The sequence below is a fragment of the Eudoraea chungangensis genome (assembly GCF_029360665.1).
Lineage (GTDB): Bacteria > Bacteroidota > Bacteroidia > Flavobacteriales > Flavobacteriaceae > Eudoraea > Eudoraea chungangensis.
Genome location: NZ_JARDUB010000002.1, coordinates 272,295 through 293,576, shown reverse-complemented (window position 1 = coordinate 293,576; position 21,282 = coordinate 272,295). Strand labels below are relative to the sequence as shown.

At 37.0% G+C, this 21,282-nt stretch carries 18 protein-coding genes; all 18 read right to left on the bottom strand.

What is annotated here, in order from left to right; all coding sequences use genetic code 11:
- Positions 1-8: 8 nt before the first annotated feature.
- The 18 genes from PXG98_RS05915 to sov all read right to left on the bottom strand — a co-directional run bounded on the left by PXG98_RS05915 (position 9) and on the right by sov (position 21,281).
- Positions 9-1,271: an ABC transporter permease gene (locus PXG98_RS05915; RefSeq protein WP_276389553.1), complete on the bottom strand. Its 1,263-nt coding sequence runs from the start codon at positions 1,269-1,271 to the stop codon at positions 9-11.
- A gap of 1 nt (position 1,272) precedes the next feature.
- Positions 1,273-2,505 carry an ABC transporter permease gene (locus PXG98_RS05910; RefSeq protein ID WP_276389551.1) on the bottom strand — a complete coding sequence of 411 codons (1,233 nt, stop codon included), beginning with the start codon at positions 2,503-2,505 and terminating at the stop codon, positions 1,273-1,275.
- Positions 2,498-3,199, bottom strand: a complete 702-nt coding sequence (locus PXG98_RS05905) for an ABC transporter ATP-binding protein (protein ID WP_276389550.1) — start codon at positions 3,197-3,199, stop codon at positions 2,498-2,500. The genes PXG98_RS05910 and PXG98_RS05905 overlap by 8 nt, the downstream gene beginning before the upstream one ends.
- A gap of 86 nt (positions 3,200-3,285) precedes the next feature.
- Complete coding sequence (locus PXG98_RS05900; protein ID WP_276389549.1) at positions 3,286-4,398, bottom strand: efflux RND transporter periplasmic adaptor subunit; 1,113 nt, start codon at positions 4,396-4,398, stop codon at positions 3,286-3,288.
- Between the two features lie 36 nt (positions 4,399-4,434).
- Positions 4,435-5,694, bottom strand: coding sequence for an ABC transporter permease (locus PXG98_RS05895; RefSeq protein ID WP_276389548.1), 1,260 nt, complete (start codon positions 5,692-5,694; stop codon positions 4,435-4,437).
- Positions 5,695-5,708: 14 nt separating this feature from the next.
- Positions 5,709-6,956: an ABC transporter permease gene (locus PXG98_RS05890; RefSeq protein WP_276389546.1), complete on the bottom strand. Its 1,248-nt coding sequence runs from the start codon at positions 6,954-6,956 to the stop codon at positions 5,709-5,711.
- 105 nt (positions 6,957-7,061) lie between these two features.
- Complete coding sequence (locus tag PXG98_RS05885) at positions 7,062-7,292, bottom strand: hypothetical protein (protein ID WP_276389544.1); 231 nt, start codon at positions 7,290-7,292, stop codon at positions 7,062-7,064.
- Positions 7,293-7,297: 5 nt separating this feature from the next.
- A complete protein-coding gene (locus tag PXG98_RS05880; RefSeq protein ID WP_276389542.1) occupies positions 7,298-7,831 on the bottom strand; it encodes a DUF420 domain-containing protein in 534 nt (177 codons plus the stop codon).
- The gene (locus PXG98_RS05875) at positions 7,818-8,555 is read right to left on the bottom strand and encodes an SCO family protein (RefSeq protein ID WP_276389539.1); all 738 of its coding nucleotides are present in this window, start codon (positions 8,553-8,555) and stop codon (positions 7,818-7,820) included. Before PXG98_RS05875 ends, PXG98_RS05880 begins: the two co-directional genes overlap by 14 nt.
- The gene (locus tag PXG98_RS05870; RefSeq protein ID WP_276389538.1) at positions 8,555-9,187 is read right to left on the bottom strand and encodes a hypothetical protein; all 633 of its coding nucleotides are present in this window, start codon (positions 9,185-9,187) and stop codon (positions 8,555-8,557) included. The genes PXG98_RS05875 and PXG98_RS05870 overlap by 1 nt, the downstream gene beginning before the upstream one ends.
- A 69-nt stretch (positions 9,188-9,256) precedes the next feature.
- Positions 9,257-9,640 (bottom strand): cytochrome C oxidase subunit IV family protein, encoded by a 384-nt coding sequence (locus tag PXG98_RS05865; protein ID WP_276389536.1) that lies wholly within the window; start codon positions 9,638-9,640, stop codon positions 9,257-9,259.
- Positions 9,641-9,692: 52 nt separating this feature from the next.
- Entirely contained in the window at positions 9,693-10,667 is a 975-nt protein-coding gene (locus tag PXG98_RS05860; RefSeq protein WP_276389534.1) for a cytochrome c oxidase subunit 3, read from the bottom strand.
- A gap of 97 nt (positions 10,668-10,764) precedes the next feature.
- The gene (locus PXG98_RS05855; RefSeq protein WP_276389532.1) at positions 10,765-11,346 is read right to left on the bottom strand and encodes a cytochrome c oxidase subunit 3; all 582 of its coding nucleotides are present in this window, start codon (positions 11,344-11,346) and stop codon (positions 10,765-10,767) included.
- 5 nt (positions 11,347-11,351) lie between these two features.
- Positions 11,352-12,251, bottom strand: a complete 900-nt coding sequence (gene cyoE / locus PXG98_RS05850; RefSeq protein ID WP_276389530.1) for a heme o synthase — start codon at positions 12,249-12,251, stop codon at positions 11,352-11,354.
- A 252-nt stretch (positions 12,252-12,503) separates the two neighbouring features.
- A complete protein-coding gene (locus PXG98_RS05845; protein WP_276389529.1) occupies positions 12,504-13,208 on the bottom strand; it encodes an energy transducer TonB in 705 nt (234 codons plus the stop codon).
- A 62-nt stretch (positions 13,209-13,270) separates the two neighbouring features.
- The gene (locus PXG98_RS16515) at positions 13,271-13,624 is read right to left on the bottom strand and encodes a VanZ family protein (RefSeq protein WP_420909552.1); all 354 of its coding nucleotides are present in this window, start codon (positions 13,622-13,624) and stop codon (positions 13,271-13,273) included.
- 34 nt (positions 13,625-13,658) lie between these two features.
- Positions 13,659-14,039, bottom strand: a complete 381-nt coding sequence (gene gcvH, locus PXG98_RS05840) for a glycine cleavage system protein GcvH (RefSeq protein WP_276389527.1) — start codon at positions 14,037-14,039, stop codon at positions 13,659-13,661.
- Positions 14,040-14,129: 90 nt separating this feature from the next.
- A complete protein-coding gene (sov, locus tag PXG98_RS05835) occupies positions 14,130-21,281 on the bottom strand; it encodes a T9SS outer membrane translocon Sov/SprA (protein WP_276389525.1) in 7,152 nt (2,383 codons plus the stop codon).
- Position 21,282: the final 1 nt, after the last annotated feature.

Here is a 21,282-nt window from a genome sequence, read left to right as displayed (position 1 = left end):
AATGGTTATTATTCTTCGCGTAAGGCGTCAATCGGCTTAATACTCACTGCCCTTTGAGCGGGTATTGAACCTATCAACGTCCCAAGAATTATCATGATTAATAATGCTCCAATTACATATGGAATTGGCACTGTAGGATTGGTATATGGAAAATCTATATCCTGTGTTAAATTGTTAAGAAGATTTAACACTCCCGCGCCCAAAATAATTCCAATTATACCAGAAAGTAGTGTTAAAAAAACAGATTCTAGGATAATCAAGGTTCTTACCTCATTTGGTGTTGCTCCGAGGGCCCTTCTTATCCCAAGTTCTTTAGTCCGTTCTTTTACCGAAATAAGTAAAATATTACCAATACCAATAACCCCGGCAAGGATAGTCACTAATCCAACGACAAGCGACATAAAGGTTATTCCATTAGCAAACCCCATGATTTTTCCAAAAATCTCGCCTAGGTTAAATGCCCCAAATGCTCTCTCATCATCCGGATGAACCCTGTGAATACTTCTTAAAACAGCTTTTATATCCTTTTCTACCTGTATAACATCTGCATCGTCATATGCTGCTATTGTAAAAAATTGCGTACCGTCTCCTGTATTATAGAGCTTTTTAAAGGTATTAAAGGGTATAAATATATCTCCATCTGTCCCAAAAGGAGTAGTTTGTGTAAATTTATGAACTCCAACGACTTGAAAATAAACGTCTTCTACCCGTATATATCCCCCTATAGGATCTTCATCTTCATCAAACAATTCTTGTTGCGTGCGTTCTCCAATAACACAGACCTTTCTAGACTGAAGCATATCTTCTTCGTTTATAAAGCGACCGTTATCATATATTTTCTGTGTTGCGATTTTTGCGATTTCCGGAGCATAGCCATAGACAGCGTAACTATTCGACTTAAATCCGCGAGTAGTCAAGGCTGGCTCCCCTCCAAAAACTCCTTTTGTATTTACTGGAGCGATATATTGAATCTCTGGAATTCGATTTTTAAGGATTACTGCATCCTCTACTTTAAGTCTAATATTTCTTCCTTTCTTAAAACCTTCATAAGGGATGCTCGTATTTTGCGACCAGGCCCAAATGCTGTTTCTAGCTACCGACTCAAAATTCTTTTCAAAACCGTTATCCATCCCCTTAGAAGCTCCGGCGAGAACTATATAAATAAAGATGCCCCACAATACACCAATAACAGTAATTATTGTTCTAGTTTTATTCTTGCTAATAGAACCAAAAATTTCCTGCCATGTATTTCTGTCAAATAAAAATTTCATCCTATTGATCTCTTAATGCTACAATTGGTTTTATGCGAGCAGCCCTTTGTGCAGGCACGTAGCCCGCTATTGCTCCGAAAAGAATTAGAAGTACTGTGGCAAATACGGCCACACCCGTATTAATATATGGGTTTAAAATAAAATAGTCTTCGGCTAGTTTTTCCCCCAAAGAGCTTAAAATAGCAATCCCGACGACCATCCCAAAAAACCCAGAAATAGTTGTAATAAATACAGACTCCAATAGGATGGTCCCAATTACATTATTGGGAGTGGCGCCTAGGGCTTTTCGAATGCCCAATTCCTTCGTCCTTTCTTTTACTACATACACCATGATATTACTTATTCCTATAATACCCGCTATTATAGTTCCAAAAGCAACAAAAGCGACTATTAGTTGTAAAACTCTGGCAAATTGCTGATTTTGGTTTAATTGATCTGCTACATTTCTAATAAAAAATCCATTCTGATCATCTGGACTTATAAATTTTTTATCCTTAAAGAACTTCCTCAAGCTATTTTCATAGGCAATAGCCCCTACATAGCCTAATTCTGGTTTAAAAGCTGTAACAATTTGGTTAATTTTATCCGTATTTTTTTCAATTAACTGTAAGGTTGTATACGGTAGATATATTCCTCGTTCTTCTCTATCACCTCCGTCATCCTGAAAGACCCCAATAACCTTGAACATACTATTCCCGATATCAATAAATTTTCCTAATGCGTTAACATTACCAAAGAGATCTTTTTCTACCAGTCTGCCAATTACAACGTATTTTGTTTTATTCGCGACATCTTCAACATTTAGGTATCTCCCCTTCATTATAATAGTCTTTTCTGCGAATTGATGTCCCCAATCTACTCCTGTAACATTGTAACTATTGGATTCATTTTTATACTTAACCACCTTGTTTCTTGTAATGCGTGGAGTAACATATTCCAAAAACATGGGGAAGTTTTTCTTAATATCCTCTAGGTCACTGTTTTCAAATTCAATTCGTCTAGCCGATTTATACCCCTTATAAGGAATCGTGGTTTTGCCAGGAAAGAGATATAAGACATTGGTAGCGTCTTCCTGAAAAAACTTATCGAAAGTATTTATGAGTCCATTCCCAAGGCCAAAAAGAGATACAAAAATTAAAATACCAAGAGCCACTGTAAAACCTGAAAGGAAGGTTCTGAGTTTATTTTTTTGAATGGTTTCAAAAATTTCTTTCCAGGTATCCCAACTAAACATATTCCGAAGCTCTTACTTGCTTAACCTTTTTGTCTTCTACAATAACCCCGTCCTTTAGATGTACTATTCGCTTGCACATGTGTGCTATGTCATCTTCGTGAGTAACTACCAAAATGGTATTTCCCTGATCGTTAATTTTTTGAATTAGATCCATCACTTCATAGGATGTGACGCTATCCAAAGCCCCTGTAGGCTCATCTGCAAGCAACACTTTTGGCTCTGAGGCCATAGCCCTAGCTATTGCAACCCTCTGTTTCTGCCCTCCGGATAACTCGCTGGGTAAATGTGTTGCCCATTCCTTTAAGCCAACCTGCTCTAAATACTTAAGAGCCCTTTCTAGTCTCTCTTTTCTTGGAATACGCTGATAGTATAACGGCAGGGCTACATTTTCTAATGCACTCTTATAATTGATAAGATTGAAGGATTGGAAGACAAACCCTAAAAACTTATTTCTATACTTGGCGGCCTTTGTCTCGTTTAGATTTTTTATTGGCACTCCATCCAAATTATATTCTCCGGAATTGGCAACATCCAACATTCCCAAAATATTTAAAAGGGTAGATTTTCCTGAACCAGAAGAACCCATAATGGCTACTAATTCGCCTTCTTCTACAGAGAAGTTTATTCCCTTTAGAACATGTAAGGAATTAGATCCCATTTTATAAGACTTATGCAGATCCTTAATTTCTATCATGGTTAGTGACTTATTTTTAATTACTTATTTCATTTATAAGACAGTACAATCGTAAAAAAGTTACAAGTAAAGCCTACTTTTTATTATTATCCGTCAAAACTGTTACTGTCCACAGCATTCCAAACTTTTATTTCATCCTCTAGGGATATACCCGATTTTACCTCAACGAATATTCCATCACTTAATCCTAGTTCTATATCGCGCCTCTCAAAGTCTTGATTTCCCTTTGCAACCTCTAAAAATGGCTTTTTAGTTTCTGGATCAAATTGTACCAGTGCCTCTTTAACCGATAGCACGCTGTCTGCTCTATCCAAGATAATTGAGGCATTCGCACTAAGTCCGGCCCTAATAAATATGGAATCTTGCTTTTTCAAAGTGCCTTTAATCTCAAATTGAATAGCACCATTTTCTTCGTTCCCTTTAGGAGCGATATAATCCAAAACGGCGTCAAAAGTTATGTTCTCCAGGGCCCCAACAGTAATTTCCAAGGGTAAATCTTCCTTGATTCTACCTACCTCCGATTCATCCACTTTTCCTTCAAAGATCATTTTGTCTACATCGGCTATTGCAGCAATTGTTGTCCCTTCGTTGAAGTTATTACTCTCAATCACCTGATTTCCAACTTCCACGGGTACTTCTAAAACCATCCCACTAACGGTTGCCCTTATCAAAGTATTGGCAGTATTCCCATAGCCTTTTGTAGTACCGGTTTTAATAATATCATAGCGTTTATTGGCGGCGCTATAGCTCTGCTTTGCCTGATCGTATGCCACCTGCGCTCTCTCTAAATCTACCTTAGAAATAACTCCTTTGTTAAATAGAATACTCTGACGTTCAAAATTCCTTCTTTGATCGTCCAAGGCAATTTTGGTTTCATCAATACTATTCCTAGCATCATTAAGAGCATTTAAATTAGGTACTACCTTAATTTTGGCAATTAAATCTCCAGACTTAACGTAGTCTCCGCCTTCTACATAAACCTCCTCAATTACTCCTGAGATATTCGGTTTAATCAGAACTTCTTCTAATGGAAGAATACTCCCTGTTGCGACTGCCTTTCTCACGATTGTCTTAGTGGTGGGTTTTTCAGTCTGATATAGTATTGGATCCTCAGCATTCTTTTGGTACAAATAATACATGGACCCTCCAAATGCAATAAAAATGCTTATTAGAATAATAATGGTTACTGATTTCTTCATGACTAGTGTTTAATTCTTTTTAAAAATATTAATCTTTTACTCTGCTCTCAAGGCATCAATTGGTCTCGCTTTTATAGCGCTTTGTGCGGGTATAAAGCCAGCAAGCAAGCCAGAAACAATTAGAATAACGAGTGCAATGGTCACCACGGATAGGCTTACGCTTGGATTTAAAAACATATCTACAGGTCCGTTCGCATCTAAAAGAGCATTTACGCCATAGATAAACAAGGCTCCAATACATATACCCGCCATACCAGATATCATGGTTAAAAAAATAGATTCCATTAATACCTGTATTCGTATAGACCATGGATCTTCTCCTAGCGCCCTTCGAATGCCTATTTCTTTTGTTCTTTCTTTTACCACAATCAGCATGATATTACTAACACCAATAATACCAGATAACAAAACCAAGATACCCACGAAGTAGGCAATTAGTTTCATTGCACCAAAGAGACTTTCCACCCTTTGATATCTTTCATAAATATCAAAATTACCTACAGCCCGTGTATCCTCTGGATGAATACTTCTATTCTCCTTAATTTGATTAATAATACCCTCCTTCATGTTGGTAATTGAAGAGCCATCTTCTGCAGTTATTGCCATAAATCCAACATCATTTCCTGTATTAAATGCCTGTCCGAAGGCAGAAAAGGGAATAAAAATCTGGCTTTGACCTTCTTCTCCATCACCGTCATTTGCTGCCTTTTTATAGGTCCCTACCACCATAAAATTAACCCCTTGTATTTTTATATAGGTGCCCATTACCTCTTCATCCGGATCGTAAAGCCCTGTTCTAACACCTTCCCCTATAACAGCAATTTTACGTTTCTCTGCAATATCTGAATGATTGATAAATCTTCCTCGCGTAATTATTAAAGGTTCTTGTTTAATAATATCAGGATAGTCTCCATAAACATTGTAAGCCCCAGTATTTAAACCTCTTACAACATTGTTAACCCCTCTGAATCCACCTAGCTGGTTCCTAGGAGACACATATAATAGTTTTGGAAAATTTTGCTTTAATGAAGCCACATCCTCCAGGTTAAATTCATAATTTCTTCCAACGGGAAAGCCTTTATAGGGTTTGGTTGTATTACGAGACCACACAAACATTGTATTGGTAGCGGTATTGCCAAAATCGGCCTTAATTCCGTTCTCTAAACCTTTACCTGCCGCCAGCAATATAATTAAGATCAGAATCCCCCAGAAAACACCAAAAGCAGTGAGTATAGTCCTGAACCAATTAGTGGTTAAGACCTCTAATATTTCTTTCCACCTATCTCTATTAAACATAAAACAGCAGTTTATTATTCATCTCTCAGTGCTTCTATGGTATGAATATTTGCCGCTCTGTATGCAGGAAAAAAACCTGCAATAGCGCCAGAAATAATTAAAAGAATTACTGTTGACATTGCCACACTGAAGTTTACGGATGGGTTCACTACATAATCTACTTCCACATGCGGACCAATAAGTTCTAACAGGCCCATACTAAAAATTAATCCTGTAAAACCCGAAATTGCTGTAATAAAAATAGACTCGTGTAATATCATCCCAATAATTGCCCATGGTTTAGCACCTAATGCTTTTCGAATACCGATTTCCTTAGTTCTTTCTTTTACTACGATCAACATAATATTACTTACCCCAACAACGCCTGCAATAATGGTACATATCCCAACAAACCAAAAGAAGAACTTTATATTACCTATTAATCCAAAGTAGCGTTTAGATTCTTCGAGTGTATTAAACGCATTAATGGCGCTATTGTCTTCAGGAGATACCATATGCGCCTCTTTTAAATAATTCTTTAAATTGTTAGTGAAGATTTTTGATTGCTCAACGGAAGCTTCAAAATTCTCGGAAGGACTAAGGGTGAAAGTGAGGTTATTCACTTTGTCTGCCCCGTTAAAAACCCTTTGGGCGGTAGTAATAGGAATAAAAATCCTATCCTCTTCCCGATCACCTCCGCCATCGGTATAAACACCAACTATCTTAAAACGTATTCCTGATATATCTAGATAGTTATCTACAATTTCTTCGTAGCTCTTTCCAATTTCTCTGGCGATTTTTCTGCCAATTATTGCTACTTTCTTCGCTTCCTTTTCGTCAAGTTCATTTATATAACGTCCGCTAGATATAAACTGATTTTCAATAAACTGAAATCCAGGTGAAATCCCCTGTACGCTATAACCCAAATTTTCATTTTCAAAAACTACCGTAGAGCCCCCAACTCTGTAAATAGCAGATTTTCTAGCAATGTCTTCTTTGAATTGCTCCTGGACGTATTCGTTATTTTCATTCCTCAATTGGATTCTCCTACCAGGATTTAGACCCTTGTATTCTTTTGTAGTGGTTCTGGTCCAGACAATAATTCTATTACTGGCATCTTCAGAAAACTCTTTGGCAACACCATTTTGCATTCCCTGTCCAAACCCTAGGAGAATAACTAAAATAAAAATCCCTGAGGCCACAGAGAGGCCTGTTAAAAAAGTTCTTAATTTATTTTTTCGAATAGTATCGAAAATTTCCTGCCATCTTTCGAGATCGAACATTTTGGAGGTAAATTGTTGGTTAAAACTATAGTCTGCCTTATTAAGACCATTACATTTAACAATTGTTACAGTTATTTGCCCTTTAAAATGTTAAATTTTAATCGTTTAGGTCTTCATCTTTCTATAGACTATATAAAAAAGGGCGCCAACCAAAATATATGGTAATGCCATCAAGTAAACTATACCATTATTTATACCTTCCGCCATAGAACTGTCGTCCTGACTCTCAAGCACGGCTCTACACATAGCACATTGGGCACTAGAAAGCATAGGTAACAAAACCATTATCGCTCCTAACCATATTTTTTTTACTGTTTTCCCGATAATGCTTCTCATAACTTTTATACGTAATAAGGCGATATCATTAAATAAACTACCACTCCAGTAACCGCCACATAAAACCAAATTGGAAATGTAATTTTAGCGAGCTTTTTATGTGTCTCAAACTTTTTTAAATAAGCCCTGGCATAGGTATGCAGTACTAAGGGAATAATTACTATAGACAGAACAATATGCGAAATCAGGATAAAAAAGTATAGATATCTTATATAGCCTTCCCCACCAAAAGTGGTAGATTCAGAGGTCATATGGTAGGCGACATACATTGTTAAAAAAAGAAGAGACAGAAAGACACAAGTAGACATGATCTTTTTATGCAACTCTATTTTTCTCACTTTTATAGCCCATAAGGCGAGAAGTAAAAGCACTGCTGTAAGGGCGTTAATAGAGGCATATATAGGAGGCAGAAATCTAAGTGGTTCTACGTTTGGTAATCTCACCCCAAACAGAAGAGCAACTACCAGAGGGACAACAATTGAAACAACTGTAATTCCCCTATTAATTCTTTTTTCTTTTCTAGACTTATCCGCTGACATTTTCTTTTAGCAATTTTCTAATATCTTCTTTTAGAATTTTAATTTGTTCCTTCTCTCCATGTTCGTTCTCTAATTGACTTTCACTTATCATACCCCTGTAATATATGATTGGATTGCCAAAATCGTCTCTGCGGGATCTAATATAACCTTGCTTATCTACCAAGGCAAAAAGTCCAGAATGCTCAAAACCACCAGGCACGTTTAGGTTTTCCATGGCAAAAATATTAAAGCCATTATTAGCCAGATCATAAATCTTTTCTGAATCCCCGGTTAGCAAGTGCCAATCCATATTCGTAATGCCGTATTCTTCTGCGTATTCTTTTAAAACTAAGGGCGTATCATATTCTGGGTTTATAGTAAATGAGGCTATTCCAAAATTTTCAAAATCCCTAAATTCGTTCTGTATGTCAACCAAATTCTTGTTCATAACAGGACAAATAGTTGGGCATGTGGTGAAAAAAAATTCTACTAAAAAAACCTTGCCTTCATAATCCTTTTGAGAAATCAGCAGGCTGTCTTGATTGTAAAAGGAAAAATTGGGAATCCTTCGCTTTTCTCCGTTTAGGGTGATAAATGATAAAGAGGTATCCGGAGTTGTATTATGTAAACGGTCTTGTTGCGTTATGGAATCTGCACTAATTCTTTTTACGATTTTTGGAATAAATATTATCCCAAAAATTAAAATCACCAGTGAAATCCATATATAGGTATACTTGTTCTTCATCAATTAGACCTTGAAGCATTATTTTTCTTGAGTGCCAAACGATATTCCGCCAATATAATCTTTACGTCGTCTTCCATTTTATTGTTTAATTCTGCCACTGAGGTGGCATCATATCCGTATTTAATACCCTCATCTTCATCCTCCTTTCTTCCTCGTAAATTTTTCTCCTTATCTATTATAAATACATAAGGTGTGGCGATTGAATCGTCTAAGAAATAATTGGTTTCTAAGGAACTAAATAGTTTTAATATAGCATCCTCTTCAAGAAAAACAAACTGCCAATTCTTAATATCAGCCAAAGCTCCCAATTCGGACTTGAGATCTTTTATCTTAGCTTCTGTACCTTTGGGCATAATCATTAAAATCTGAAAGTCCCGGAATTCATAAAAGGGCTTGTAAATCTTTTGATTTAAATTAAAGGCATTTGCCTTTTTAATTTCCACATTTCTGCCTAAGAAACCAAGTATTGTAATCTTATTATCAAATGTAATTTCCGAAGTACTGCCAGGAATCTGCATAATATCTGTCGTAAGTGTTGGCAGTCTTCCAAAATTATTTACTCCAGAAGCAAAAAACAAATAGGCTACCAAGGGTAACACAAAGAGAACCACTAATACAAAGGTCTTTTTCATAGCGACAAAGAGTTTATAAAAATAAAAAAGACGGTTATAAAACCGCCTCTTATAGATGTTAATTCCTTGTTAGAAATTCCAAGTGACAAATCCGTCCTTAAAGACGTTGTAGATATAATCTGCCTCAAAGAGAAGAATAAAAATTAAATAAGCCACCAAAAATATTGGCGTCCAAACAATAGCTCTCCTGAGACCACTCTTTTCATCTCGTAAATGCATAAAATCCCATGCAATATAATATGCTTTAACTAAGGTTAGTATGATAAATATCCAATTGAGAAGTTTCATCCCCAAGAAACTGCTCCCCACTAAGGCCACTGGTTTTGTAATTCCCAGTGCAACTTCCACCGCAGTGACAATTGTCAAAAAAATTAAAACACCCCAAATCTTTTGTGTATTAGACTTAAACTTAACAAGTCCTCTAAATATTTCTAATTTATGTTCGTGCGCCATCTTAAATTAATTGCAATTAAATAATTATGTATGTTACGGTTCGATATTTTCCTTAGACCAGATAGAAGAAGGTAAATACAAAAACCCAAACCAAATCTACAAAGTGCCAATAAAGTCCAACTTTCTCCACCATTTCATAATGGCCACGACGTTCGTAAGTACCAATTATGATATTAAAGAAAATAATAATGTTAATCACTACTCCTGAGAATACGTGGAAACCATGGAATCCGGTAATGAAGAAAAAGAAATCGGCAAAAAGTCTACTTCCGTATTCATTTCGAATTAGATTTGCTCCTTCTACCACCAAGGAACCGTCCTTAATCTTACTCAGCGATTGTTCCCTTGTTAAGAGAGTCTTTTCCCCTTCCTCGTTAATCGTTTCTGTTCTTATTAAAATATTTGGATTTGCCTTTAATCCTTCCGTTACCTCGTTTAAAGTATACGAGGGCAATGTCTCTCCTTTATAAAACCAAACTCCATTTCTTTTTTCATGTGCCGTTCTTTCTGAAGGAATTGTTTTAGCAAAATCTCTTAAGGCTGCCCTTTCTCCTGTATCGGCCTTCACAAATTGAAGAATTCTACCTCCTTTAGTTTCGATAGCTCCATAATCTCCTTTTATAAAAGTAGCCCATTCCCAAGCCTGTGAGCCAACAAAGATTGCTCCTCCAATAATGGTAAGGAACATATAAATTATGGTCTTATTCTTCAACATTTTATGGCCTGCATCTACGGCTAACACCATTGTTACAGAAGACATAATTAGAATAAAAGTCATAAAAGCTACGTAGTACATGGGAAAATTTCCATGGAAAAAAGGCACGTGGGTAAACACCTCATCAGCTATGGGCCAAGTTTCAATAAACTTAAATCTGGAAAAACCATAGGAAGCTAAAAAACCTGAGAAGGTCAAGGCATCAGAAACAATGAAAAACCACATCATCAATTTGCCATAACTGGCCCCCAAGGGTTGGTTTCCTCCCCCCCAAACATTTTCTTCTGTACCTGTAGAAATCGTAGACTGCATAAGAAATATATCGTGTTAATAGAATATTGGCAAATTTACATTTTTTTAAGATATACGAAAGCCCATTTGCCACACATTTCGTCGCTTCGAATCAAATTTATCTAAAGAAATAAAAAAATAGAATAAGATAAATCCATAAACCATCTAAAAAGTGCCAAAATGTTGCTCCCAACTCTAGTCCTAACATATTTTTAGAAGAGTATTTCTTCTTATATGTATTAAACAAAACAACGGCCAGAGATATAAGTCCTGCAACGACGTGTAAAACATGTACTGCCGCGATTAGAAATATATAGGACATGGTTATACTGCTAGTTGGTCCGGTAAAATAATACCCTTCCCCTATTAGCTGTGAAAATCCAGTAAATTGTAAAAAAATAAATCCAACGCCTAAAACCATAGTAGCCAATAGAAACTTAACCCCCAAACTGATATTATCCTTTGAGACGGCTTGTTTGGCCAAAATATAGGTTCCACTGCTAATTATTATTAGCAGGGTACTGTATAAAAAAGCTGATGGCAATTGGTAATCGGTTAACCAGTCTGCTCGAGAACTACTAACAATGTACGCACTGGTCCATCCGGCAAAACCCATGATTAAACTAGCAATACCAAACCACAGCATCATTTTCTTTGCCCTTGCGTTCTTTTCCTCCTGACTTCCTTGTGTAAGATCCATCGCTTTTAAATATATTTATCTATTACATAAATAAGTTGAATAAGTGATATATAGCTAACACTTACCAACATTAATACCCTGGCCGACTTATTATCGCGTCTATCATAGAGTCTAAATCCAAAAAATAGCATAACCATACCCAATAAGAATATTACCACTGCAGCAGGTATGGAAAGATGGAGTCTTCCCGTTATACCAAATACGGGTATAACGGATATTAATAACATCCAAATGGTATACATAATTATCTGCAATGCAGTACTTCTATCCTTCTTTCCGGTAGGTAACATTTTAAAACCTCCCTTTTTATAATCCTCATCTAACATCCAAGCCAAGGCCCAAAAATGAGGAAACTGCCAAAAAAACTGAATCATAAAAAGGGTCCCCGGTTCAATTCCAAAATCATCTGTTGCGGCTACCCAGCCCAACATAAATGGAATAGCTCCTGGGAAGGCACCTACAAACACTGCTAAGGGTGTCTTGGTCTTTAATGGGGTATAAACACAGGTATATAAAAAAATACAGATTGCACCAAACATAGCTGTTTGAGGATTCAAGACATAAAGACTCACTATACCCAAAACCGTCATTAGTACCGCCAAGGAAAGCGCCTTATTTACGCTCATTCGTCCGGACGGAATAGGCCTGTTTCGAGTCCTATTCATTAAGGAATCTAAATCCTTCTCAATAATCTGATTAAAGACATTTGAAGCGCCTACCATACAATAGCCACCAAAAGAAAGCAACAAAAGTGCTGTAAAACTAACTTCATAGGCACCTAAAAGATAACCTGCCAAAGAAGATATCACCACACTTATCGCTAGCCTAGATTTAGTAATTTCCTTGAAATCAGCAAATGTGAGAACTGTAGTAATACTATTTGCTGAGCTTAGAGCCATCTTCATATATTATCCTTAGCACACCTCAGAAAAACATCTGTTTTAAAGTGCGCTGCAAAGATAAGGCCCATTCTATTTTAATCCAACGAAATAAAGGGCTTTATAGGAATAATTCCCTTTTCATATTTGCAAAGTCAAAGCGAATCGAGCAGGGACAAATAGCTTAAAATCAAAACTGTGTATTGTTAATACCAAAGTGCTTATAAAGTAAAAAACCCTGCCAAAAGACAGGGTAATATATATTTATAAGTAATAACTCTATTGTAGTTTAAAGGTAATAGGGATACTAAATGGAACCCTTACCGCTCTACCTCTTTGTTTTCCAGGAGTCATATTTGGTAACTTTTTAATAATTCTTAAAGCTTCTGCTTCAAGATTTTTATCTGGTCCTCTATACCTGATATTACCAATACTACCATCCTTCTGAATGGTGAACATCACATTAACTCTCCCCTGCACACCCATTTCCTGAGCAATCTCTGGGTATCGGAAGTTTTTTCGAATATGCTTATTCATCATCTCATTAAAACAAGCTCTTTTATCGCTCGCCCCTTCACATCCGGGGAAAATTGGAACATCTTCAATTACTGCAAATGGCACATCCACATCTTCTTCCATTTCATCTACCTCAACCTCTTCTATCTCAATTACTTCTTCTTCCTGACTAGTCTCTGTAGACTCAATAACTGTTTCTTCTACCTCTTCTTCATCTTCCACAACTTCAATTACTTCAGGAGCTGCCGGTGGTGGCGGTGGTGGTGGAGTTTTAATCTGCTCCGTCATTGGAACTTCCTCATCTAAATCGTCCTCTACGTTCAACGAAATATCGTAGTCATTAGTTTTATCGTAAGTTTTCCATTCAAAAGCGGTATAAACAATTAACATTACCACCGCCAAACCTAAAACGAAATAGAGTGCACTATTTCTTCTTAAATCTGCTTTTGGATTCTTTTTTGGTTCCATTTTCTATATATTTAATAAACGCTAATTTAACTATTAATTTAATAAAAAAGCAACTAATCGCTTCATTTTAACTGGGATTTTCGGTAAAATATTAAAATCGCGAAAGCAGTTCCAAAAATTACTCCCAGACTATTTGCCAATACATCAAACATCTCCCCACTCCTATGTGGTATAAATTTATATTGTATAATTTCAATAAGTATGCCATAAAAAACAAGACAAATACTTATGTATAAGATATTTCTATCTCCTTTTAAACTATTATATGTTTTGCGACTTAAGTAAGAAAGAAAACACAGAAAAGAAGCCACAAAGTAAAAACAGAAGTGCACCGCTTTATCTAGGTTGGGAAGATTCAAATTGGAATTATCCATTTCTCTAAAAGAGAAAAGACTTAAAACCGTGATGAGAAACATCCAGACCAAGAATGCTATAAAATAGATGCTGGGTTTAGCCACCAATCAGCTCCTTGTAGTCCTGATCACTTAATAATTCTGCTACTTCTGAAGAATCAGACATTTTAAGTTTTATCATCCAGCCATCGCCATAAGGATCTGTATTAACTTTTTCCGGCTCCTCTTCCAAGCTTTCATTAAACTCAATGATTTCACCACTTAGTGGTAAAAAAAGATCAGATACTGTTTTTACAGCCTCCACGGTTCCGAACACTTCTTCTTTATCTAAAGTTTCGTCTAAGGTTTCTACTTCTACATAAACAATGTCGCCTAATTCACCTTGCGCAAAATCAGTTATGCCAACGGTAGCAATGTCGCCATCTATGCTTATCCATTCATGATCTTTAGTGTACTTTAGTTCAGAGGGTATGTTCATTTTTATTTGCTTTTTAGTCCTGACAAATGTAACGGATAATATGCGGGATTTCAAAAAAAATAAAAGCCCAATTAGGCAATTAAAATGTTTCTAATTTCCAAAATTATATCTAATTGTAAAACCGGTATTTATGCTAGTTTGAGGAAAGGCAGTGGAAACAGCAAATTGGGAAAAAGAGTAGTCAAAAAAGAACAGGGCATTTAGGTTTTTGTTAAGTGCATAGTCTGCTGTGAATTTGGTAGATAATAAATTCTGCCCTGAGGTGACCTGATTATTATCGATATCAAGATTTCTTATTATAGTTATATTATCTCTTAAGGTAACATCTGCCTTAAGATTTAAATCTCCTTTTAACCGCTGCTTTTCCCCGCCAATATTCGTTACAAATTTCACATCCTTAAAACGGTATCCAAGACCAACGGTATAGTCCTGACCATTTATTTCTGTAAGTAGATTATTGTCGAAACTCATAGACAAAGCCCTGTCTCTTCTAACTTCCGCTAAAACACTAAGAGAACTCTTCATCTCAAAATCTACGCGGACCAACGGATTAAACTGATCTGTTAGCACGATATTATTTATAATGTCATCCGGTAAGAAGTCCTGTGTCTCGTTATTAATTGGAGGAAGTCCTTCATTTATTAGTTGTTGCTTTTCAAGATTTGTTTGAAACGTATTTATACTATAGGCTGATCTGTAACCATGACTAAGGGAAAACCTCTTAAAGTTCTCTTTAAACCAGCCTATCCTCATAAGACCAGTATACTTTATATTCCAGTTTGGGATTGGGATATCTCTAAAAGCATCTAGATTAACTCTGTTGACATCTTGACCGGTATAAGCCGCAAAAAACGAAGGCAGCAATACATCCTGACTTGTTTTCCCATACCTCAGGGGAAAACCATCTTCATCTACCCCTTCATCGGGACTGGATCTATCATTAACCAGTCGGTTTGCAATAACTATTCGATTGTCCTTGAAAGTATCAAAGGTCTCAGAGTCAAATTCATCACTTCTGCTAAATGCGGTTCCCAGCATCATTGTAGAAATACTGAAATTTCCAAAAGTATTAGGCGTTTGTGGGATATAAATTCCGCCGTTTATTTCGTAATTCTCTTGCAAACTGCTCGAAAATTGTCGGTCAGCCAAGAAGTCAATGGTTAAATCTCGAACAGGTTGTGCAGTTGCTGTAATATTCAGCTGTTTGTTCTGCCGCTTTATAAATTGTTCATTAAACTCATTAAAAGGTGTAAGCCATCCATTTCTAGCAGCTTCATAACGCACATCCGCCTGACTACCAAATACAAAGCCCAAACTTGGTCTGGTTGTTCCAATAAAACCAATTGATTGCGTATATCCTGGTAATACTGTTCCGTTGTTCTCGCTGTAGTTGACATTTATTCTCTTTACCATGGTAACTATATCAATAACCGTATTAAAAGCCGCACTGGTTTTCTTTTTTGGTTTTTCAGCACCTTCTACAGGATTACCTGCCTTATCTCTTCTATTGGCATTACTTGCCTGAACTGTTTTAGCGTCCCTCTTTTTTAATCCAATTTGGTCGTATAGTCGCTGCATTGTAAGTGCTGCTGTGACCGAATGGGTATTGGCGTTCTGAACCGTATTCACCACGGCATCCGGGTCTCCTAAGGCTTCCTGTACCACTTCATTAATGGCATCTCCCCCTCTTTGCCAGTCGAAATTACTGGTATAGGTATATTGCACATTCATAAAGTCTAGAATAGGTATTTTATTTAACGGTATATCGTAATTTAGCTGAAATTGTTGGGAATGACGGTTAGGCTCGCCAATATCAAAGAAACCGTCCCAAATTTTAAGGTTCTGATTAATTTCAGAAGTTGGATCGTCCGGGTCGGTGAAATAATTTCTAACAATGTTATTATTAGAGGTAGTAATATTTAGCCTTAAGGATTTTGACAAACTGTAGTTTAGTGCATATTGCCAATTGAAAAGATAATTCCTCTGCTGTAATAATGGCAAATCCAAGGTTTCCACGCCTGGCTCTAATACATCTCTGAAACGCTGTTGATTAAATTGTCGATCAAAATCGGATTGAACTGAAAAGCTTGCAGGCAATACATTAAAGTTCATGTCTTTGAGCCATTGGAGATACGAACCTGTAAATAAAGAATCGTTTTTTTGAAATGGTTCAACTACTGCCGGTTTAAAATTGTGGTTGTAAACAAATCCTGTTCTTACATTCTGATCTTTTAGACTGGCCACTTCAAAGTCTCTATGGTCTGTTTGATTATAAGAATAGTTAAAGGTGAAATTTTCTATATCATAAAAATTAGCCTCTGCTTCCGGACCCCTATTTTTTCTTACCCCTATTAGGTTTATACTTGTCCGTTTTGTATAATCTTCGGCCTGTTCCTTAATAACGTCAGCCTCCGCCTCATTTGGAGCCGCATCAATTCTGTCTTGCAATTTTAAATCGTCGTATACCGGATCAAATTCTGGGGTAATTAATTGTTCACCTATTCCATAGTTAAAGGGTATCTGGACATTCCATTTTTTAGGCAGTAGTTGTCCTACTTCTACATTAGTTACAACGTCGTATGCAATAGCATCTTCACGTGATCTCTCATTGGGTCTTTGATCTACTGAACCAAATCCTGGAGTGCTCTTATTTCCTGTTGCAGTTACATTTGCGAAATCGGCCAAATTAGCGTCAACGGCAGCAATAGCAGCCCAGCCACCATTATTGTCCAAGCCTGCCAAACGCAGTTCATTATACCAAACTTCTCCTCTTGCTGGTAAATCATCAATATTCTTAATCCCCAACATAGCACTTCTTAAAGATCCTAATGATGGATTTCCTCGAATTCCAATTCGCAGCTGACCAAGAGTTCTTGGGGCAAATTCTTCTACAGAGACAGCTTCTCCATCAATAATTTCATAATAACTTACTTCGCCTAAGGTCTGATCAGCTATTCCCTGCGATTTTACTTTATTAAGATCACTAAGTGCTATATCTAACTCATTAATTGCCGGCCAGATATCTTCCGGACTCGTAGAACCAAAAGAGGTGAATTTTAGAGGCACTTCGATTTGATAATAGTTTTCCGAAAAATCCGTACCTATTCTCAAAAATGCCACGAGCGGTACATCATCATCTAAATAATCTGAGTCTACAATCTTTTCTGCATGTAGAAACATCTTAAGCCTTTTGTACTGCCGCACATCTATATTGACATTTTTGAAAACTCCTCTTGAATCTCGAGGCTCAAGGTTCTCTACCTTAAAGGAAAGAGACTGCTCGTTTTGACGAATAATAGTATTGTTATTATTTAATTGTTCTCTTTGCACCCCTGGAGGCAATACATAAGGAATAGGCACTCTTGAATTGTTTTCTTCAATATTAACCGTATTCACATCAACAATGGTAGCATCATCTGAAGGGTCGTCATTATCCGATGATAACGACTTGGTATAGTTTCTCCAATCTATTCTAACTAAATCTAGGGTGGCGAAACGCAAAACTACCGGATTGCTGAAGCCTGTAAGGTACATTCTCATAAAACTCACCGATCGAAAATCCACAATACCCCCTATAGCATCTGTAAAATCACTAAGTGGAATTTTGTATTGAATCCACCGACGATTAAGTTGTGTTCCATTTGGCAATTCTGGTGTAATACCTTCCGTAATATCTGTAACATAGGGATCGTTTATAGTGATATTTGGCCTAATCGGAATACGATACTCAAAGTAGCTGTCGATCGTATTCATCGTTAAGTCTCTATTTACATCTTCCACATCTGGTAAAGTCGTAGAGCCTCGATTGGTATTTGAGACGGCTACCGGAGAATTTCCTTGCGTATTATTAAAGTCTAAATATCGTTCTAAGATACTCCCACTTCTATTAAGGTAATACTGGTAGTTGTCTAATGCCGGGTCACTATCCGGACCATTATATCCCTGACTGGCTTCTAAAGTATCATCTAAGCCATCAAAACCTAAATCCTGTAAACTTCTATTCTCCTCACTAGCATCAAATGCGTAAACAAGAGACTGAGTAGATGGCACAACCCCCCAGGGAGTTGGTGTGGTTAGATCGTTAGAGCCTATTCCCGGTAAACCATTTTCGTATTGCTTTCGCCCATCTTTTAAAATATCTTCAGAAATATTACCCAAATTCAGGACTAATTCCCCGGGGCCATCTCCAATCCCATCTACATATGGATCCATTACCCAAAATTGTACAAACTCTACATTAGATTGCTCAAAGTTAGTACTACTTAAAGATCTTATCATACCTGCCCATTTTTGATCCGGAGGTAATGTTTCGTATGACGCATTAGCATTGTAAGGCCCTTTTTCATCTGGATAATAGGCCATATCTAATGTATTTTGTACTGTAGTCTGTCCCTGGGCAATATCCACCTGAGGGAATACCTCATCAATAAACACTCTCCTTGTTTCATTGGTTGAAACGTCATTGTCGTTTATCTCAGAGGGTCTTTGATTCGTGTAAAAGATAGGGTCTATAGTATACCATGCCAGTTTTGCTCTTTCAAATCCAGTTTCAAAATCAGGTTCTCCATCCACCCTAAATTCCTGAGGCGTACTTGCCAAGGTCCATCCCAAGGATGAGCGAATATCAATAAGAGCCTGTGCGCCCTCAAAATCATCCAGATAAGTAGTGGTTTCACCTTGAAAATCTGCATTCTTCGGTGAATTAGGATTTAAATAGGCCACCTCTCCTCTTACAGAAACATTGGAGGCCACATCCGTATCAACGTTTGGTAATTTGTTAACCAATCGGGTTAAAAAAGGAACTTCAGTAGAAAAGTTACCATTTAGACCATATATGCTGTTGTTTACAGGTTCTACCCCATAATTAGACTTTTGCGTGAGCGGACGTTCATTCAGGTTCTGGAAGGTACCTCCTAATATAAACTTCTCGTTAAACTTATGTTCAATATTAAATCCGGTGAACCTTCTAGTCTGTTGCCCAAAAATAGCGTTGTTTTCAACGGAAATATTGATTGGCACATTGGAGGCTTCCAAACTTGGATCTAAAATTTGCACGGTACCAGCCTGATAGTTTACCGTATAGTCTATTCCTTCCTGAAGTTGTCTTCCACCTGCAGTAACTCTAACAGAACCTCTTGGAACATTAAAAGCTCCGATAGGAATTCCACTTGCTCCTTCAGACTTATATCTTCCTTTTAATCTAAATCTGTTTTTTTCGGCATCCTGCAAAGAAGCGGCCTTGGTTAAGGCATACATGTTCCTAAAAACATATCGCTGCTGGTTTTCGTTATATCCCTGATCATCTTCAACATCGTAAATACCTCCTCCAAGAGTTTCAAATAAAAATTCTCCAAAAGGTTCCACTTTTGTAAAAATAATGAGGCCATTTTGTGTACTCACCGTAATGCCCGGGACAAAATCAAAAAAACCATCTCCCCCTGGTTGCACATCATTATAAACATTTAATCTATCCAAATTAAAGACGTCTAAAAGAATTCTGTCTTGTAATCCATCTGGCCAGCCACTCCCTGGGCCTTCGGTAACAGGCGTTATGTAGTTTCTAGGTGTAGGATCCGAATAAAGAATGTTTAACTTAAAGTCTTCCTGACTCAATTGAAAAGCACCAGTAGAATAAATGTTCTTCATCATTAAATCCCAAATAGGATCTTCTACATTGGTAATATTACTTTTTAGAAGTTTTAGTACCAGAGTATTATTGCTTACAATAGGATCTACTCCTGGTGTAACGGTTGTAGCGTCAATACTCCCATTTGCAAATTCTCCTACTTGAAAAACTTCCCCATTAAAAGTATACTGATAAGCAACAGCTAACACCTCATCATTACTTAATCGCTGGTTTAAGGAAATATATCCCAACTGAGAATCGAATTGGTAGTCTCTGCCTATATCGAGTTTTCTTGCATTCTCCAGTATGGCATAGTCAAACCCTTGGTTTACCTGATACCCGGTGTTTATGTCAAAGCCATTTTCTACCGTGGCTATATCACGAATAGCACTGTTCAATACCCCGCCATTATCAATTAAATTAGGGTCATAGTCGTTTGCTCCGTTTCGTGGAAGTTCCTGATTCGATGCAGAGGTATTAAAAAACCCAGGGGGTTCTCCATTAGCTATTCCGATTCTGGTTTTATCTTTAAGGGCCTCTCCCAAATCCTGTAAGGCCACAATATTTCTAACATTAAGGGTTTGTTGGGTTCTATTCGTTACCCACACTTCTAAACGTGTTATCTGTACCTGGGACTTTTTATATGGATAGTTCTCTAAAGCTTCGTCATAAGAATCTCTGAAAAATTGTGAAAGAAAAAAGTGTTTGTCCTCGTCATAGTCGAGGGCCGTAAATTCAAAATCATTAATGGTTCCTCCGCCCTGGGCTACAACAGAAGTGTTTTGAGATCGCTGCTCTGAAAATACTGCGGTGACTGTTGTTCTGCCAAATTGTAATTGCGTCTTTACCCCAAAAAGACTTTGCGCTCCGGTAATTAAGGAACTATTCAGGGGCATACTAACATTACCCACTTCTATCTTCTGAATAATATCATCTTCCGTTGGGGTGTAGTCTAATTTTATTAAATTTTGAAAATCGAAGGTAGCCTCGGTATCATAGTTAGCGGTAACTTGTAATCGTTCACCAACTTTACCCAACATACTAAGACTTATTCGCTGATCAAAATCAAAAGACAGGTTGGTTCTATTTCTGGGAGAGAGTGCAGGATTGTCGTTCTTCTGCCAAATAATTCCCAAATCCATAGCCACAGATCCTTGTGGAATTACTTCAATAGTATTTCCTCCAAAAATAGTTTCAAAAAATCCGCTATTTACGTAAAAGTTGGGAAGCAGATTCTTTCGTGCTTCTTCTGATCCTTCTTTTTTCCCACTAAAGGCGTCTATTTTTTCTTTGAAGTAGGCCTTTGTATTTTCCTTTTGAACTAATTCAAAAAATTGTTCTGGTGTGAGAATTATGGGGTAGCTGATATCAAACTCTCCCACGGTCTCGGAATAAATATATCGATCTAAGTCAGGGTCATACGTATATTTGGAGACAATACTGTCTGGGTTTTCGAGAACTAACTTACCTAATGCAAAACCAGTCTGCACAGAATCTACCTCCTGCTCATTGTCTTCCTGAGCATTAGAGGAAGTACAAACTCCAAGAAAAATAATGGTAAGTAAAAAAATCTTAAACCTAGAAGATTTAAGAATTGATTTTGCCCCGTTTTTCAAA